Consider the following 18649-nt stretch of genomic DNA (forward strand, 5'->3'; position numbering starts at 1 on the left):
AAAGATCGGGATGAGCTGTGCCTAGGGGTGAAAGGCCAATCAAACTCGGAGATAGCTGGTTCTCTGCGAAATCTATTTAGGTAGAGCGTCGACCGAATACCACCGGGGGTAGAGCACTGGATGGGTAATGGGGCCCCACAGGCTTACTGATCCTAACCAAACTCCGAATACCGGTGAGTACTAGTCGGCAGACACACGGCGAATGCTAACGTCCGTCGTGAAGAGGGAAACAACCCTAACCTCCAGCTAAGGCCCCTAATTCATGGCTAAGTGGGAAAGCAGGTGAGACGACCAAAACAACCAGGAGGTTGGCTTAGAAGCAGCCATCCTTTAAAGATAGCGTAACAGCTCACTGGTCTAAATAAGTTGTCTTGCGGCGAAGATGTAACGGGGCTCAAGCCATGAGCCGAAGCTGAGGATGCATTTATTGCATGGTAGCAGAGCGTAGTGTGACATAGTTCCATGTGTCCTTATCGTCCCTCGGGACGGATTGGACACAAGGAGCTTTCTGTGAAGCTGGCGCGTGAGCGATCCGGTGGAGAGATCACTAGTGAGAATGATGACATGAGTAGCGACAAAGAGTGTGAGAGACACTCTCGCCGAAAGTCCAAGGGTTCCTGCTTAAAGCTAATCTGAGCAGGGTAAGCCGACCCCTAAGGCGAGGCCGAAAGGCGTAGTCGATGGGAACCAGGTTAATATTCCTGGGCCAGATGGAAGTGACGGATCTCGAGGGTAGTTCATCCTTATCGGATTGAATGGGCTGCTTAGAGGTCCCTGGAAATAGCTCCATCGCTAGATCGTACCCTAAACCGACACAGGTGGACAGGTAGAGAATACCAAGGCGCTTGAGAGAACTATGTTGAAGGAACTCGGCAAAATACCTCCGTAAGTTCGCGAGAAGGAGGCCCGGTTTCTAGGCAACTAGAGGCTGGGGGCACAAACCAGGGGGTGGCGACTGTTTATTAAAAACACAGGGCTCTGCGAAGTCGTAAGACGACGTATAGGGTCTGACGCCTGCCCGGTGCCTGAAGGTTAAAAGGAGGGGTGAGAGCTCTGAATTGAAGCCCAGGTAAACGGCGGCCGTAACTATAACGGTCCTAAGGTAGCGAAATTCCTTGTCGGGTAAGTTCCGACCTGCACGAATGGCGTAACGACTTCCCCGCTGTCTCCAACATAGACTCAGCGAAATTGAATTACCGGTCAAGATGCCGGTTACCCGCGGTTAGACGGAAAGACCCCGTGCACCTTTACTACAGCTTCACACTGGCATTAGGCCGAACATGTGCAGGATAGGTGGTGGGCTTTGAAACCGAGACGCCAGTCTCGGTGGAGCCTCCCTTGAGATACCACCCTTGTTCTGCTTGATGTCTAACCGCGGACCGTTATCCGGTTCCGGGACCCTGTGTGGCGGGTAGTTTGACTGGGGCGGTCGCCTCCTAAATCGTAACGGAGGCGCGCGAAGGTTGGCTCAGAGCGGTCGGAAATCGCTCGTTGAGTGCAATGGCAGAAGCCAGCCTGACTGCGAGACTGACAAGTCGAGCAGAGTCGAAAGACGGCCATAGTGATCCGGTGGTCCCAAGTGGGAGGGCCATCGCTCAACGGATAAAAGGTACGCCGGGGATAACAGGCTGATACTGCCCAAGAGTCCATATCGACGGCAGTGTTTGGCACCTCGATGTCGGCTCATCTCATCCTGGGGCTGGAGCAGGTCCCAAGGGTACGGCTGTTCGCCGTTTAAAGAGGTACGTGAGCTGGGTTTAGAACGTCGTGAGACAGTTCGGTCCCTATCTTCCGTGGGTGTAGGATACTTGAGAGGAGTTGCCCCTAGTACGAGAGGACCGGGGTGAACGATCCACTGGTGGACCAGTTGTTATGCCAATAGCAGTGCTGGGTAGCTATGATCGGACAGGATAACCGCTGAAGGCATCTAAGCGGGAAGCCCCCCTCAAAACAAGGTATCCCTGAGAGCCGTGGTAGACCACCACGTCGATAGGCCAGAGATGTAAGCGTGGTAACACGTTCAGTTGACTGGTACTAATTGCTCGATAGGCTTGATTTGATCCAGTAGAAGCAAGACTTCAACTTATCAATCAAAAGCATACACATACAATCAGTTGTACATGACTTGGAAAACAAACGCTTTGCGCTCCAATGGAGACGGTGCGGGAACGGGCATCCTACGGATACCCTGCCTCCCGCCGTCGCTCTGCAGAGCAAAGCGCGTCAGGAATTTATTTGGTTTGGTGATCATAGCGCGAGCAAAACACCTGGTCCCATCCCGAACCCAGCCGTTAAGTGCCGTAGCGCCGATGGTACTGCGTCTTAAGACGTGGGAGAGTAGGTCATCGCCAAACCTAATAAGTTCCTGATAATCAGTATCTCTCTACGATGATCATTCAAAACCGCCGCTGCATAACATGCAGCGGCGGTTTTGCGTTGGGAAAAGCGGAAAGGTGCCGCAGATCTGTCCATTTTCCGCCCTGCCCGAGGCGCAATAGATCGGTAACTCTTTCGCAACTGCGTAGAGAGACTGATATGACCAACCATATAGATAAGGCCGATACCTCCACAGCGCCCGAGTTGGACGCCGCACCGCGTTCTGCAATACGCAATCTGATGCAGGACGCGCAGAAGAGCGAACAACCGAGCTCAGCTCAGGCTACAATGGCAATGTCACAAGAGCCGGCGGTCAAACCGCGGCGCATGGGGCGGAGAACTTTCCCAGACTTGTCGGCACCGGAGACGGCCCAGTGCAAATCCCGTAAGCCTTTGGCACTAAACTTACCCAAGAAACGCCCCTCGCTGCGGGCGGTTGTACTCAGCCTTCTTGTGCTAACTGTAATCCTACAGCCTTGGTTGGTGCTGGGCGTGGTTGTCGGTACTATCTTTGTCACGCTGGGGGTCTTTTTTGCCCTTGGCTACGACAGCTTCTGGCAGCGGGCAATGGCGTTTGGGCGCTGGTACGCCGGGCGGAGACCAGCACGGGCCGTCCGACTTCATGCGCGGTTGGATGCCTTTGCGATGAAATGGGATGCGGTGCTCGATCGATTCCCCGAAGGGACAGTGGATGGTCTCTACCTTCCAGACTTTGGCGAGATGGCAGCCGCCGACATGCGCCATGATGAGGCGCTTGCCCGCCGGTTTGACCGGCTTCGCGAGACCGAGGTCTAGCCCCTAGGCGATGTAGTCTTGAAACTAGACGACGGACCCGTTACATCCCCAAAATCCGCCAATAGGGAAACATGTCATGGCCACTACCAATCCGCTTCAGTTCATCCAGCAGGTCCGCACCGAAGTCGCCAAGGTTGTTTGGCCAACCAAACGCGAAGTCATGCTGACCACGGTGATGGTTTTTATTCTTGCCGCGCTGACAGCTGTTTTCTTTGCGATTGTCGACATTCTGATCCGCGGCGGGCTGCAGCAGGTTCTGGGTATGTTCGGCTGAGCATCGCCCGCATGGGTGAATTTATGTTTACACCCTTGAAACCTGCGTCTGCGCGGGCTATTGCGCAGACCTGACCTGAAAAGGGGCGTGCGGCGATTCGAGTTGCGCGCCGATTTTTTGTTCAGACGTTGCGGGGCAGAGGCCCCGTGTGATTGACGAATTTACATGCCGGGACAGCCCGCATGGCAAGACAGGGACCAGAGTTCAGATGGCAAAACGGTGGTATTCGGTCAGTGTCCTGTCGAACTTCGAAAAGAAGATCGCCGAGCAGATCCGCGCATCCGTGGCCGAGCAGGAACTTGAAGACCAGATTGACGAAGTGCTGGTGCCCACCGAAGAGGTGATTGAGGTCCGGCGCGGCAAGAAGGTGACAACCGAGCGTCGCTTCATGCCCGGCTATGTGCTGGTGCATATGGAAATGTCCGACGCGGGCTATCACCTGATCAACTCGATCAACCGCGTCACCGGTTTCCTGGGCCCGCAAGGCCGCCCGATGCCGATGCGCGATGCTGAGGTTCAAGCGATCCTGGGTCGTGTGCAGGAAGGCGAAGAAGCCCCACGCACGCTGATCCACTTCGAGATCGGCGAGAAGGTCAAGGTTGCCGACGGTCCGTTCGAGGACTTCGACGGCATGATCGAGGAAGTCGACGAGGACAACCAGCGCCTCAAGGTGTCGGTCTCGATCTTTGGTCGGGAAACCCCGGTCGAATTGGAATTCACTCAGGTCAACAAGCAGATCTGAGTGTATGGCGGGCCTAGGCTCGCCATCCCGGCGCCCGAGGGTGTCGGTCACTGTGGGAGGCAAGGGCGCCGCGGCGCCCAACCCGGACCACGCAACGAAGATCCCGCGGGGCGCGCCCCAAGGGTGTTGAAAGGAGAATGGTCAGATGGCCAAGAAACTCGTCGGTACGATGAAGTTGCAAGTTAAAGCGGGTCAAGCAAACCCGTCCCCGCCCGTTGGTCCGGCTCTCGGTCAGCGCGGCATCAACATCATGGAATTCTGCAAGGCGTTCAACGCCAAGACCGCAGACATGGAGCCGGGCGCACCGTGCCCCACCGTGATCAGCTACTATCAGGACAAGTCCTTCACCATGGACATCAAGACGCCCCCGGCGTCCTACTACCTGAAAAAAGCTGCCAAGGTGAACTCTGGCGCGAAAACGCCTTCGCGTGAGACCGTCGGCACCGTGACCACCAAGCAGCTGCGCGAGATTGCAGAAGCAAAAGCCGCCGACCTGTCCGCGAATGACGTGGAAGCGGCGATGAAAATCATCCTGGGCTCCGCCCGGTCCATGGGCATCGAGGTGAAGTAAGATGGCAAAACTTGGTAAACGCACCCGCGCCGCCCGTGAAGCCTTTGCTGGCAAAGAGGACCTGTCCGTTGAAGAAGCGGTAAGCCTCATCAAAGCAAACGCAAACGCGAAGTTCGACGAAACCATCGAGATCGCCATGAACCTCGGTGTTGACCCACGCCACGCAGACCAGATGGTCCGCGGTGTTGTCGGCCTGCCCAACGGCACCGGCAAAACCATGCGCGTTGCCGTCTTCGCCCGTGGCGCGAAAGCTGAAGAAGCCGAAAAGGCTGGCGCAGATATCGTTGGCGCAGAAGACCTGATGGAAACCGTGCAGTCCGGCAAGATCGACTTTGATCGTTGCATCGCGACACCCGACATGATGCCGATCGTTGGCCGTCTGGGTAAAGTGCTTGGCCCCCGTAACCTGATGCCGAACCCCAAGGTTGGCACCGTGACCATGGACGTCGCCGACGCCGTGAAAGCGGCCAAGGGCGGTGAAGTTCAGTTCAAGGCCGAAAAGGGCGGTGTCGTCCACGCTGGCGTTGGCAAACTGTCCTTCGACGAAGCCAAACTGGTCGAAAACATCCGCGCCTTCGTCGGCGCCGTGTCCAAAGCGAAGCCTTCCGGCTCCAAGGGCACATATATGAAAAAGATCAACCTGAGCTCCACAATGGGCCCGGGCGTGTCGGTCGCTGTCGAGAACGCAACCGCCGAGTGATCCAGTGGGGTGGGGGGGCAGCCTCCCACCTTACGACCCGAGATTTGGCGGCTTCGGCCGTCAGATACGCAAGGACCAGAAGATCGGTCCGCGCGTCTGTCCGAGACGGAGGGTTTGGGCTGCGGCCTGAATAATTCCTTCCTGAGATGGGAAACCGGAAAAATTCTGCCCTCGGGCGGTTTTGGCCGGGACCCTGACATTGGACCCGAATGGGATGCAGAGTATCGCATCCTGAACTGAGCCGGGGGGCAACCCCCAAATTTGGAGTGAAACTGTGGATAGAGCACAAAAAGAACAGCTGGTCGACGAACTCGGCCAGATCTTTGAAAGCTCTGGCGTCGTTGTGGTTAGCCACTACGTCGGTTTGACAGTTGCCGAAATGCAGGACCTTCGGGCGCGCGCACGCGCTGCCGGTGGGGCCGTGCGTGTTGCCAAAAACAGGCTCGCCAAGATCGCCCTTGAGGGCAAGCCATGCGAAAGCATCGCTGACCTTCTGACGGGTATGACCGTTCTGACCTATTCTGAGGATCCTGTGGCTGCGGCCAAGGTTGCTCAGGAATTCTCCAAGGAAAACCCAAAGCTGGTGATCCTCGGTGGTTCCATGGGTGAGAACGCGTTGGACGCCGCTGGTGTCGAAGCCGTGTCGAAAATGCCTTCGCGGGAGGAGCTTATCTCCACCATCGCGGGCATGCTCGGCGCACCTGCTTCGAACATCGCCGGGGCCATTGGCGCACCTGCAAGCAACATCGCATCCATCTTGTCCACGATCGAGGACAAGGCGGCTGCGTAAGGCATATCGTCAAGCCGGCGCTCGGGTTGAACACGCGCGTTGGAACACACATATCGTAACGGAAAGAGCTAAACATGGCTGATCTGAAGAAACTGGCAGAAGACATCGTTGGTCTGACTCTGCTTGAAGCACAAGAACTGAAAACCATCCTGAAAGACGAGTACGGCATCGAGCCCGCCGCTGGCGGCGCAGTGATGATGGCCGGCCCTGCTGAAGGTGGCGCTGCCGAAGAAGAAAAGACCGAATTCGACGTCGTTCTGAAGAACGCCGGCGCATCCAAGATCAACGTGATCAAGGAAGTCCGCGGCATCACAGGTCTCGGCCTGAAAGAAGCCAAAGACCTGGTCGAAGCCGGTGGCAAGATCAAAGAAGGCGTCGACAAAGCCGAAGCCGAAGAGATCAAAGGCAAGCTGGAAGCAGCTGGCGCCGAAGTCGAGCTGGCCTAAGCCAGAGGTGCGTGTTCTCACGCACCACGCATGAACAAGGGCTGGACGGGAGGTTTTCCTGTCCAGCCTGACCTGTTTTGACGAATGTTCCGCGCAGCGGAGTATTTCTCTGGAGAGGTCCATGGTCGGAAGGGATGCAGTGGGACGCATTCCAAGAATTGACCCGGATTTTCCGCTCTTATGGGCGCGCACCACGGCCCCGGTGGTTGATGCGCTCGGCAAGAGACACGAAAGGTGACACGACACATGGCACAATCCTTCCTTGGCCAGAAACGTCTGCGTAAATATTACGGCAAAATCCGCGAAGTGCTGGAGATGCCGAACCTCATCGAGGTTCAGAAATCCTCTTACGATCTGTTCCTGAATTCCGGCGACGCCGAGACCCCCACCGATGGTGAAGGTATCACAGGCGTTTTCCAGTCGGTTTTCCCGATCAAGGATTTCAACGAGACCTCCGTGCTTGAATACGTCAAGTACGAGCTGGAAAAACCGAAATACGATGTTGAGGAATGTCAGCAGCGTGACATGACCTACAGCGCGCCGCTCAAGGTGACGCTGCGCCTCATCGTGTTCGATGTAGACGAAGATACCGGCGCCAAGTCGGTCAAGGACATCAAAGAGCAAGACGTGTTCATGGGCGACATGCCCCTAATGACGCCGAACGGCACCTTTGTCGTTAACGGCACCGAGCGTGTGATCGTATCCCAGATGCACCGTTCGCCGGGCGTGTTCTTTGACCACGACAAGGGCAAGACCCACTCGTCGGGCAAGCTCCTGTTCGCCTGCCGCATCATCCCCTACCGCGGCTCTTGGCTGGACTTTGAATTCGACGCAAAAGACATCGTCTTTGCCCGGATTGACCGTCGCCGTAAACTGCCTGTGACGACCCTGCTCTATGCCCTTGGGCTGGATCAGGAAGCGATCATGAACGCTTACTACAAAACCGTCACCTACACGCTTGAGAAGAACAAGGGCTGGGTTGCACCCTTCTTCCCCGACCGTGTGCGCGGCACCCGTCCGACCTATGACTTGGTTGATGCGGCCACTGGCGAAATTCTGTTCGAAGCCACCAAAAAGGTCACGCCTCGGGCCGTCAAAAAGCTGCTCGACGAAGGCAAAGTCAAAGAACTGCTGCTGCCCTTCGATCACATCGTTGGCAAATTCGTCGCGCGCGACATCATCAACGAAGAAACCGGCGCGATCTATGTCGAGGCCGGTGACGAGTTGACGCTGGAGTATGACAAGGACGGCACGCTGATCGGTGGCACCGCGAAGGAGCTGATCGACGCGGGCATCACCGAGATTCCGTTGTTGGACATCGACAACGTCAACGTCGGCCCCTACATGCGCAACACCATGGCGATGGACAAGAACATGAACCGCGACACCGCGCTCATGGACATCTACCGCGTCATGCGCCCGGGCGAGCCGCCCACCGTTGAGGCCGCCTCCGCGCTCTTCGACACGCTGTTCTTCGATAGCGAACGCTATGACCTCTCGGCTGTTGGCCGCGTGAAGATGAACATGCGTCTGGCGCTTGAAAAGCCCGACACACAGCGCACGCTGGACCGTGACGACATCGTCGCCTGTATCAAAGCGCTGGTTGACCTGCGCGATGGCCGTGGCGACATCGACGACATCGACCACCTCGGCAACCGTCGTGTGCGTTCGGTCGGCGAATTGATGGAAAACCAGTACCGCGTTGGCCTGCTGCGCATGGAGCGTGCGATCAAAGAGCGGATGTCCTCCGTTGAGATCGACACCGTGATGCCGCAAGACCTGATCAACGCCAAGCCAGCCGCGGCTGCGGTGCGTGAATTCTTCGGCTCCTCGCAGCTGTCGCAGTTCATGGACCAAACCAACCCGCTCTCCGAAGTGACGCACAAACGTCGCCTCTCGGCGCTTGGACCCGGCGGTTTGACACGTGAGCGTGCGGGCTTTGAAGTGCGTGACGTTCACCCGACCCACTATGGTCGGATGTGCCCGATTGAAACGCCGGAAGGGCCGAACATCGGTCTGATCAACTCGCTGGCCACCTTTGCCCGCGTGAACAAATACGGCTTCATCGAAACGCCTTACCGCGTGGTCAAAGACAGCACCGTCACCGACGAAGTGCACTACATGTCCGCGACCGAGGAAATGCGTCACACCGTGGCACAGGCGAACGCCAACCTCGACGAGAACATGAAGTTCGTGAACGAGATGGTCTCGACCCGTCAGTCCGGCGACTACACGCTGGCGCCGACGGAAAACGTGGACCTGATCGACGTTTCACCGAAACAGTTGGTCTCGGTCGCGGCCTCCTTGATTCCGTTCCTTGAAAACGACGACGCCAACCGCGCTCTGATGGGCTCGAACATGCAACGTCAGGCCGTACCGCTTCTTCAAGCCGAAGCGCCGCTCGTCGGCACCGGCATCGAAGAAGTTGTGGCACGCGATTCCGGGGCGGCCTACACGGCACGCCGTGCGGGTATCATCGACCAGGTCGATGCGTCGCGTATCGTGATCCGGGCCACCGAAGACCTTGAGCTGGGCGATGCGGGTGTGGACATCTACCGCATGCGTAAATTCCAGCGCTCGAACCAGAACACCTGCATCAACCAGCGTCCGTTGGTGAAAGTGGGCGAGAAGGTCACCAAGGGTCAGGTCATCGCGGATGGTCCGTCCACCGACATGGGGGAACTGGCGCTCGGCAAGAACGTCGTCGTCGCCTTCATGCCGTGGAATGGCTACAACTACGAAGACTCCATCCTGATCTCCGAGCGGATTTCGCAGGACGACGTCTTCACCTCGATCCACATCGAGGAATTCGAAGTCGCCGCGCGTGACACGAAGCTTGGGCCAGAAGAGATCACCCGCGACATTCCCAACGTCGGCGAGGAAGCCCTGCGCAACCTCGACGAAGCCGGTATCGTGTATATTGGTGCGGACGTAGAGCCGGGCGACATCCTTGTGGGTAAGATCACACCGAAGGGCGAAAGCCCGATGACGCCGGAAGAAAAGCTTCTGCGTGCCATCTTTGGTGAGAAAGCCTCTGACGTGCGCGACACTTCGTTGCGTGTGAAGCCGGGCGATTTCGGCACCGTTGTCGAAGTGCGCGTCTTCAACCGTCACGGCGTTGAGAAAGACGAGCGTGCGCTGCAGATTGAGCGTGAGGAAGTCGAACGTCTGGCCCGTGACCGGGACGACGAGCTGGCCATCCTCGACCGCAACATCTACGCGCGTCTCAAAGACATGATCCTTGGCAAAATCGCTGTCAAAGGCCCGAAAGGTGTGAAGGCGAACAGCCAGATCACCGAGGAACTGCTGGAAACCCTGACCCGTGGTCAGTGGTGGCAGCTGGCCCTTGAGGACGAGGATGACGCGAAGATCGTCGAAGCCCTGAACGAGCAGTACGAGATCCAGAAACGGACCTTGGATGCACGTTTCGAGGATAAGGTCGAGAAAGTACGTCGTGGTGACGATCTGCCCCCGGGTGTGATGAAGATGGTCAAAGTGTTCGTGGCGGTGAAGCGCAAGCTGCAGCCGGGCGACAAGATGGCCGGTCGTCACGGGAACAAGGGTGTGATCTCGAAAGTGGTGCCGATGGAGGACATGCCGTTCCTCGCCGATGGCACCCCGGTCGACTTCTGCCTTAACCCTCTGGGTGTTCCGTCGCGGATGAACGTCGGTCAGATCCTTGAGACACACATGGGCTGGGCCGCACGCGGTCTGGGCATCAACATCGACGAGGCGCTGCAAGAGTATAAGCGTTCCGGCGATCTGACTCCTGTGCGTGAAGCAATGCAGCTGGCTTATGGCGATGATGTCTACGAAGAAGGCATCACCGGCATGGACGAGGACACGCTTCTTGAAGTGGCCGACAACGTGCGTCGCGGCGTGCCAATCGCCACGCCGGTCTTTGACGGCGCCAAGGAAGCGGATGTGAACGACAGCCTCAAGCGGGCCGGGTTCGACACCTCTGGTCAGTCGGTGCTGTTTGATGGTCGGACAGGTGAGCAGTTTGCCCGCCCGGTGACCGTCGGCGTCAAGTACCTGCTGAAGCTGCACCACCTGGTGGACGACAAGATCCACGCACGTTCGACAGGGCCGTACTCCCTCGTCACACAGCAGCCGCTGGGTGGTAAGGCACAGTTCGGTGGCCAGCGCTTTGGTGAGATGGAAGTCTGGGCTCTCGAAGCTTACGGCGCCGCTTACACATTGCAGGAAATGCTGACCGTCAAGTCGGACGACGTCGCGGGCCGGACCAAGGTCTATGAAAGCATCGTCAAGGGCGAGGATAACTTCGAAGCGGGCATTCCAGAGAGCTTTAACGTTCTCGTCAAGGAAGTGCGCGGCCTCGGCCTGAATATGGAACTCCTGGATGCGGAGGAGGATGAGTGACGCGGTAAACGGGATTTTTTAAAAATCCCGGCCCGTTTTCTTCAAAAGAAAACGGGTTCGGTCCCTCCCAACGCACCCCTTTCAAGGATCTGAAAATGAACCAGGAACTGACAAACAACCCGTTCAACCCGCTGACGCCGCAAAAAGCGTTTGACGAAATCAAGGTCTCTTTGGCCTCCCCCGAGCGGATCCTCAGCTGGTCCTTCGGCGAGATCAAAAAACCGGAGACCATCAACTACCGGACGTTCAAGCCCGAGCGTGACGGCCTGTTCTGCGCACGTATCTTTGGCCCGATCAAAGACTACGAATGTCTTTGCGGCAAATATAAGCGGATGAAGTATCGCGGCGTCGTCTGCGAGAAGTGCGGTGTCGAAGTGACGCTGCAAAAGGTCCGTCGTGAGCGTATGGGCCACATCGAGCTGGCCTCGCCCGTCGCGCACATTTGGTTCCTCAAGTCGCTGCCCTCGCGCATCGGCCTGATGCTGGACATGACCCTGCGTGATCTGGAACGTGTTCTCTACTTTGAGAACTACGTCGTGATTGAGCCGGGCCTCACCGATCTTCAATATGGTCAGATGATGACCGAAGAAGAATATATGGACGCCCAAGACGCCTATGGCATGGACGCTTTCACCGCCAATATCGGTGCCGAAGCGATCCGCGAAATGCTAGCGGCGATCGATCTGGAATCCGAAGCTGAAACCCTCCGTGCCGACTTGAAAGAAGCGACAGGCGAGCTGAAGCCCAAGAAGATCATCAAGCGTCTGAAAGTGGTCGAGTCCTTCCTCGAGTCAGGCAACCGTCCCGAGTGGATGGTGATGACCGTGATCCCGGTGATCCCGCCAGAGCTGCGCCCGCTGGTGCCGCTGGATGGGGGCCGTTTTGCGACCTCTGACCTCAACGACCTGTATCGCCGCGTGATCAACCGGAACAACCGTTTGAAGCGCCTGATCGAATTGCGCGCACCTGACATCATCGTCCGCAACGAAAAGCGGATGCTGCAGGAATCCGTCGATGCGCTCTTCGACAACGGCCGTCGTGGCCGCGTAATCACCGGTGCCAACAAGCGCCCGCTGAAGTCGCTGTCCGACATGCTGAAAGGTAAGCAGGGTCGCTTCCGTCAGAACCTTTTGGGTAAGCGCGTCGACTTCTCCGGTCGTTCGGTCATTGTGACCGGCCCCGAGTTGAAGCTGCACCAGTGTGGTCTGCCTAAGAAGATGGCCTTGGAGCTGTTCAAGCCATTCATCTACTCGCGGCTTGAGGCCAAAGGTCTGTCCTCCACCGTGAAGCAGGCGAAAAAGCTGGTCGAAAAAGAGCGTCCGGAGGTTTGGGACATCCTTGATGAGGTGATCCGCGAACACCCCGTCATGCTCAACCGTGCGCCGACGCTGCACCGTCTCGGCATTCAGGCGTTTGAGCCCGTGTTGATTGAAGGTAAAGCGATCCAGCTTCACCCGCTTGTCTGCTCGGCCTTTAACGCTGACTTCGACGGTGACCAGATGGCCGTTCACGTACCGCTCTCGCTGGAAGCCCAGCTGGAAGCACGTGTTCTGATGATGTCCACGAACAACGTTCTGTCGCCTGCAAACGGCGCACCGATCATCGTGCCGTCGCAGGATATGATCTTGGGTCTCTACTACACGACCCTTGAGCGCAAAGGCATGGTTGGCGAAGGCATGGTCTTTGGTTCGGTTGATGAGGTGCAGCACGCCCTCGACGCCAGTGCCGTGCACCTGCACACTAAGATCAAAGCCCGGATCAAACAGATCGACGCCGAAGGCAACGAAGTGATGATGCGCTTCGACACGACCCCCGGTCGCGTACGTCTTGGCGCGCTGCTGCCGCTGAACGCCAAAGCACCGTTTGACCTGGTCAACCGTCTGCTGCGGAAGAAAGAAGTGCAGCAGGTCATCGACACCGTCTACCGTTATTGCGGTCAGAAAGAGTCGGTTATCTTCTGTGACCAGATCATGACGATGGGTTTCCGCGAAGCTTTCAAAGCGGGTATTTCCTTCGGCAAAGACGACATGCTGATCCCAGACTCCAAATGGCCGCTGGTGGAAGAGACCCGCGAGCAGGTGAAGGACTTTGAACAGCAGTACATGGACGGCCTGATCACTCAGGGCGAAAAGTACAACAAAGTCGTCGATGCATGGTCGAAGTGTAACGACAAGGTCACCGACGCGATGATGGGCTCGATCTCGGCCATCACTTATCACGAGGATGGCTCCGAGAAAGAGCCGAACTCGGTCTACATGATGGCGCACTCCGGTGCGCGTGGCTCGGTCACCCAGATGAAACAGCTGGGCGGGATGCGCGGTCTGATGGCGAAGCCGAATGGCGACATCATCGAGACGCCGATCATCTCGAACTTTAAAGAAGGTCTGACCGTTCTCGAGTACTTCAACTCGACCCACGGTGCCCGTAAGGGTCTGTCGGATACCGCTTTGAAGACGGCGAACTCGGGTTACCTGACCCGTCGTCTGGTGGACGTGGCGCAGGACTGCATCGTGCGTCAGCATGACTGTGGCACCGAAACTGCGATCACTGCCGAAGCGGCTGTCAACGATGGTGAAGTCGTATCGTCGCTGGCCGAGCGTTTGTTGGGCCGTGTGGCGGCGGATGACATTCTGGTGCCGGGCACCGAGGATGTTCTCGTTCCCGCAGGGTCGCTGATCGACGAACGTCTGTCCGATGCGATCGACGAAGCAGGTGTGGCTTCTGCGCGCATCCGCAGCCCGCTGACATGTGAGGCCGAAGAGGGCGTCTGCGCCATGTGCTACGGTCGTGACCTTGCACGCGGTACTTTGGTGAACCAAGGCGAAGCGGTCGGCATCATCGCGGCTCAGTCGATTGGTGAGCCCGGTACACAGCTGACGATGCGGACCTTCCACATCGGCGGCGTTGCTCAGGGTGGTCAGCAGTCCTTCTTGGAGGCAAGCCAGTCCGGTAAAATCGTGTTCGACAACGCTTTGACGTTGGAAAACAGCGCGGGCGAGATCCTCGTCATGGGCCGGAACATGAAAATGGCAATCGTTGACGAGAATGGCGACGAGCGCGCCAGCCACAAAGTCGGCTACGGCACCAAGCTCTTCGTCAAGGATGGCGATACAATCGTGCGCGGCGATAAACTGTTCGAATGGGATCCCTACACCCTACCGATCATCGCCGAGAAGCCGGGTATGGCCAAATACGTCGACCTCGTGTCGGGCATCGCGGTGAAAGAAGACACCGATGATGCGACAGGCATGACCCAGAAGATCGTGATCGACTGGCGCGCGGCCCCCAAAGGCAACGAGCTGAAGCCCGAGATCATTCTGGTCGGTGACGATGGCGAGCCGGTCCGCAACGATGCGGGCAACCCGGTGACCTATCCAATGTCCGTGGATGCGGTTCTGTCCATTGAGGATCAGACCGAAGTTCAAGCTGGTGACATCATCGCGCGTATCCCGCGCGAAGGCAGCAAGACGAAGGACATTACCGGTGGTCTGCCACGTGTGGCCGAACTCTTTGAGGCACGTCGCCCCAAGGACCACGCCATCATCGCGGAAATCGACGGCTATGTGCGTTTCGGCAAGGACTACAAGAACAAGCGCCGCATCTCGATTGAAAGCTCGGATGATCCGGACGTGAAGGTTGAATACATGGTGCCCAAGGGGAAACACATCCCCGTTGCCGAAGGTGACTTCGTGCAGAAGGGTGACTACATCATGGACGGCAACCCCGCGCCGCACGACATTCTGGCGATCATGGGCGTCGAAGCCTTGGCTGAATACATGATCGACGAAGTGCAGGACGTGTACCGACTGCAGGGTGTGAAGATTAACGACAAACACATCGAAGTCATCGTGCGTCAGATGCTGCAGAAGTGGGAAATCCAAGAAAGCGGTGACACCACGCTGCTGAAGGGCGAACACGTCGACAAGCAGGAGTTTGATCAGGCCAACGAGAAGGCGATCAAGAAGGGCGGCCGTCCCGCGAAGGGCGAACCGATCCTGTTGGGAATCACCAAGGCGTCGCTGCAGACCCGCAGCTTCATCTCTGCCGCGTCCTTCCAGGAAACAACGCGCGTGCTGACCGAAGCTTCGGTTCAGGGCAAGCGGGACAAACTGGTCGGTCTGAAAGAGAACGTCATCGTGGGACGTCTGATCCCGGCGGGCACTGGTGGGGCAACCCAGCAGATGCGCAAAGTGGCGACAGACCGCGACAACGTCGTGATCGAAGCGCGCCGCGAAGAGGCCGAAGCCGCCGCTGCCCTGGCAGCACCTGCGGCCTCTGCGGATGACGACATTGTCGGTGGCGATGTGTTCAGCACGCCGGTCGGTGACGACGAGAGCCGCGATTAATCGCTAGGCTGACTTAGAAATCAAAAGCCCCCGCAGTGAAAGCTGCGGGGGCTTTTTTATGGGCTGCGCCACAACATCGAAAGCACAGTGCCAGCAAGATGGCCCGGAATTTGCCGCCGGAGCCTTACATCCGCCACATAGTCGCAATAGGTTTGCGAAAGCTTAACCGTCGTAAGGTCTTCAAATGACGTCCCGCATTCTACATATCGACGATGATCCGATCATTCTGGAATTGGTAAAGATGATCTTTTCCGACGACAGATCGCTGACCTTTGTCTCTTGTTTGAACGCCCGCGATGCGTTGGCGGTGGTGAATGACCTGAAGCCCGATTTGATCATCAGCGATATCTCCATGCCTGACATGGGTGGTTTGGAATTGGCGCATCGGTTTGGCGAAAACCCCGACATTGCCGGCACGCCGATCATTTTTCTCAGTGGTCGTACCCGCGATCTGGAGGTCTATGACGCCTTCCGAGATCTCGCCGCCACGGTGATGCAAAAACCCGTTGAGCCGGGACTGCTGCGCAGCACGGTCCGGAACCTGCTGGCCAGTCAGCAACAATCGGTGGCGCAGGCGTCTAGCCAGTAACGCTCTGCGGCAAAGCGGCGCTCTAGGCGCCTGCTGACCGTCATCTGCTGTCGGTCCCGTGGCCGAGCACAAGCCGCCGTTCTTGACAGCCCCCGTGCCCGCTGCCAGTCATTCGGGAGCGGCACCGATATAAGCCGCACCATTTTTCTTGGAGCGCTTTCATGTCCCCCAATACCATCGGCGCATTGCTGATGATCGCCTCGATGGCTTGTTTCACGTTTAACGATACGTTGCTTAAAATGACCGACGGGGCACTGCCGCTGTTCCAGCTCCTCTTCCTGCGGGGGGCAACGACGTCGCTATTGATCCTTGCCCTCAGCCGTCAACTGGGGCGCATCAATTTTCGGCTTGAAGCGCGGGACTGGCGGGTGATCGGCCTCCGCTCTGTGGCCGAGATTTCAGCGGCCTATTTCTTTCTCACGGCGCTGTTCAACATGCCTTTGGCCAATGTCACCGCGATTCTTCAGGTGGTGCCGCTCTCGGTCACGTTGGCCGCGGCACTGGTGTTGCGGCAGGCGGTAGGCTGGCGGCGGCTGGTGGCGATTGGGATCGGTTTCTGCGGTGTCTTGCTGATTGTGAAGCCGGGAGCTGAAGGGTTTAACATCTGGTCAATCTACGTGCTGATCGCGGTGCTCTGCGTGACGGTCCGTGATCTTTCAACCCGCGCCCTGTCACCTGCGGTGCCCTCGATGACGGTCACATTAATCACCGCGCTGTCGGTGATGACGGCGGCGGGGCTCGCATCACTCAGTGCGCCGTGGGCGCCGGTGACACCTTCGCTGGCAGTGCTGATTGGCGGGTCCGGCGTTTTCGTGCTTGGCGGCTATTTTTTCTCGATCCAGGTCATGCGGGTGGGCGACGTCGCCTTTGTGGCGCCGTTCCGCTACACAGGCCTGCTGTGGGCGCTGCTGCTGGGCTGGTTCATCTTTGGCGATTGGCCGGGCACCCTGACCTTGATCGGCGCGGGCATTGTTGTGGCCACGGGGGTCTTCACCCTCTACCGCGAACGCGCCCTGAAAATTCAGGCTGAGAAGGTCCGGCGCACCTGATCTGCGTCGATGGCAAAGCGTGCGCGAAACAGCGCTTCGCCTTCGGCATCAAGCGGCGCGACCTTAACATGCCGGGCAAGCCCTTGGCGCGAATCGTTGGAACCGTTGTGGCTGCGCACGAACATCGTCGCATCGGGAAGGCTCACGCAGGGCATAAACCGCGGCAGTTTCTCATGGGCGAAGTTCATGATCGTGACCGGACTGCCGCCCTTCACATACATCGCCAGTGCAGCCACATTCAGGGGCCGAAAAACTTCTGCCGCGCGGATGCCGTCCGGCCCGAACTCGGCGATATACCCTTTGGGCCAGTCAAAGGCGACCGAGCGTTGACCTATCAAAAGGCCCGCGCTGTCCTCAACCGTGCGGCGCAGGCGGTCGATGAAGTCGACTGAGACCGCGTCGTCATCGTCATAGCGAAATTGCAGGCAGGGTTCTTTTGGATTGATCCGCGCGGCGTTCAGCACTTCTTTCATTACTTCGCGGTGCTGGCGCGGCGGCTCGCGGTGGATCACCGCTTGAGGCAGGTCCGACAAAAGCGATTCGAGCCGTTTGGCATGGGCGGCGGGAAACTGGTCTCCGATCACGAAAATCATTGAGAAATCCGGATTGGTCTGGGCCTTGAGGCAGGGCAGGGCGACTGTCTCAAGCAGGCGGAAGCGTTCTTCAAGCCGGGTTTCGTCATAGAGGTAGGCAATGCGTTCCTCGGTGGTGTCATGACCCACCTGAAATCCACCAAGGGCGGGGTAAGAAAAACGGCACAGGCCGATGGCTTGCATGGTATTGTCCCTCAAGGATAACTTCGACGAATATGGCGACAGGGGAGAGCCGCTGGCAAGGGGGCTCTGCCAGGGAGGGGGCCACATGGCGCATCCAGAGCACGCGATCCTCTGCTCTGGGCGGCGCTGGGCCGGGCCCTGCTGTTGACAGCCCCCGCGCAACGTCCTATACGCCCGCTATCTCGGAGGTGGAGGCCGCTCTGCCAATCCGAACTCATAACTCAAGTGGTCACGATCCGGCCTACTACTGGCCCGATCCTCTGTTAACCCACCGCGTCGTTTTCCTCGGTACGGGAACGTTGCGGTCATTTTGCTTTGTGGACGCGCAAGGTAACCGAAATTAGCCGCATGGGGGATCCCCCGTGTACAAAATCTGAGCGATACGGGGATATATCCGGAATGCCAACGATCCAACAGCTGATCCGCAAGCCGCGGCAGCCGAAAGTCAAACGTTCGAAATCCATGCACCTGCAGGAGTGCCCGCAAAAGCGTGGCGTCTGCACACGGGTTTATACAACAACACCCAAGAAGCCGAACTCGGCCATGCGTAAGGTTGCCAAAGTGCGCCTGACCAATGGTTTCGAAGTCATCTCCTACATCCCGGGCGAGAGCCACAACCTTCAGGAACACTCCGTGGTTCTGATCCGCGGCGGTCGTGTAAAAGACCTTCCGGGTGTGCGTTATCACATCCTGCGCGGTGTGCTTGATACCCAAGGCGTTAAAGACCGTAAGCAGCGTCGTTCCAAGTACGGCGCGAAGCGTCCGAAGTAATCTCGCACGGCTGGGGCACGCCCCCGCCATTCCATTCGATG

13 protein-coding genes and 2 rRNA genes (1 of these 15 only partly in view) are annotated in these 18649 nt (G+C 57.9%); 14 read left to right on the forward strand and 1 reads right to left on the reverse strand.

The features are described 5' to 3' along the window. The 13 genes from K3759_RS02440 to K3759_RS02500 form a co-directional block, all read left to right on the forward strand. Window positions 1–2059, forward strand: a 23S ribosomal RNA gene (locus K3759_RS02440); it begins 775 nt to the left of the window's first position. 180 nt (window positions 2060–2239) lie between these two features. Next, a 5S ribosomal RNA gene (gene rrf, locus K3759_RS02445) occupies window positions 2240–2354 on the forward strand. 181 nt (window positions 2355–2535) lie between these two features. Then, complete coding sequence (locus K3759_RS02450) at window positions 2536–3171, forward strand: hypothetical protein (RefSeq protein ID WP_259984177.1); 636 nt, start codon at window positions 2536–2538, stop codon at window positions 3169–3171. Window positions 3172–3247: 76 nt separating this feature from the next. After that, window positions 3248–3445, forward strand: coding sequence for a preprotein translocase subunit SecE (secE, locus tag K3759_RS02455; protein ID WP_259984178.1), 198 nt, complete (start codon window positions 3248–3250; stop codon window positions 3443–3445). Between the two features lie 208 nt (window positions 3446–3653). After that, window positions 3654–4187, forward strand: coding sequence for a transcription termination/antitermination protein NusG (gene nusG / locus K3759_RS02460; protein WP_007118816.1), 534 nt, complete (start codon window positions 3654–3656; stop codon window positions 4185–4187). Window positions 4188–4332: 145 nt separating this feature from the next. Further along, a complete protein-coding gene (gene rplK / locus K3759_RS02465; RefSeq protein ID WP_067622128.1) occupies window positions 4333–4758 on the forward strand; it encodes a 50S ribosomal protein L11 in 426 nt (141 codons plus the stop codon). 1 nt (window position 4759) lies between these two features. Continuing rightward, on the forward strand, window positions 4760–5458 hold the full coding sequence (gene rplA, locus K3759_RS02470) for a 50S ribosomal protein L1 (RefSeq protein ID WP_259984179.1): 699 nt from the start codon (window positions 4760–4762) through the stop codon (window positions 5456–5458). A 274-nt stretch (window positions 5459–5732) separates the two neighbouring features. Then, window positions 5733–6248 (forward strand): 50S ribosomal protein L10, encoded by a 516-nt coding sequence (gene rplJ / locus K3759_RS02475; RefSeq protein WP_007118819.1) that lies wholly within the window; start codon window positions 5733–5735, stop codon window positions 6246–6248. 74 nt (window positions 6249–6322) lie between these two features. Then, entirely contained in the window at window positions 6323–6694 is a 372-nt protein-coding gene (gene rplL / locus K3759_RS02480; protein WP_259984180.1) for a 50S ribosomal protein L7/L12, read from the forward strand. Window positions 6695–6940: 246 nt separating this feature from the next. Further along, window positions 6941–11077 carry a DNA-directed RNA polymerase subunit beta gene (rpoB, locus tag K3759_RS02485; RefSeq protein WP_259984181.1) on the forward strand — a complete coding sequence of 1379 codons (4137 nt, stop codon included), beginning with the start codon at window positions 6941–6943 and terminating at the stop codon, window positions 11075–11077. Between the two features lie 95 nt (window positions 11078–11172). Beyond that, on the forward strand, window positions 11173–15423 hold the full coding sequence (gene rpoC / locus K3759_RS02490; protein ID WP_259984182.1) for a DNA-directed RNA polymerase subunit beta': 4251 nt from the start codon (window positions 11173–11175) through the stop codon (window positions 15421–15423). A gap of 184 nt (window positions 15424–15607) precedes the next feature. Further along, window positions 15608–16012, forward strand: coding sequence for a two-component system response regulator (locus K3759_RS02495; RefSeq protein ID WP_259946355.1), 405 nt, complete (start codon window positions 15608–15610; stop codon window positions 16010–16012). A gap of 161 nt (window positions 16013–16173) precedes the next feature. After that, window positions 16174–17061, forward strand: coding sequence for a DMT family transporter (locus K3759_RS02500; RefSeq protein ID WP_259984183.1), 888 nt, complete (start codon window positions 16174–16176; stop codon window positions 17059–17061). Here the strand turns inward: K3759_RS02500 and K3759_RS02505 are convergent. Then, the gene (locus tag K3759_RS02505; RefSeq protein WP_259984184.1) at window positions 17034–17837 is read right to left on the reverse strand and encodes a putative rhamnosyl transferase; all 804 of its coding nucleotides are present in this window, start codon (window positions 17835–17837) and stop codon (window positions 17034–17036) included. The two genes, K3759_RS02500 and K3759_RS02505, sit on opposite strands and share 28 nt — an antisense overlap. Before the next feature lie 399 nt (window positions 17838–18236). On the opposite strand from K3759_RS02505, the gene rpsL reads away from it, so the two are divergent. After that, window positions 18237–18608, forward strand: coding sequence for a 30S ribosomal protein S12 (gene rpsL / locus K3759_RS02510; RefSeq protein WP_007118826.1), 372 nt, complete (start codon window positions 18237–18239; stop codon window positions 18606–18608). The last annotated feature ends 41 nt before the right edge of the window (window positions 18609–18649 follow it).

This window comes from Sulfitobacter sp. W027 (genome assembly GCF_025143985.1).
Lineage (GTDB): Bacteria > Pseudomonadota > Alphaproteobacteria > Rhodobacterales > Rhodobacteraceae > Sulfitobacter.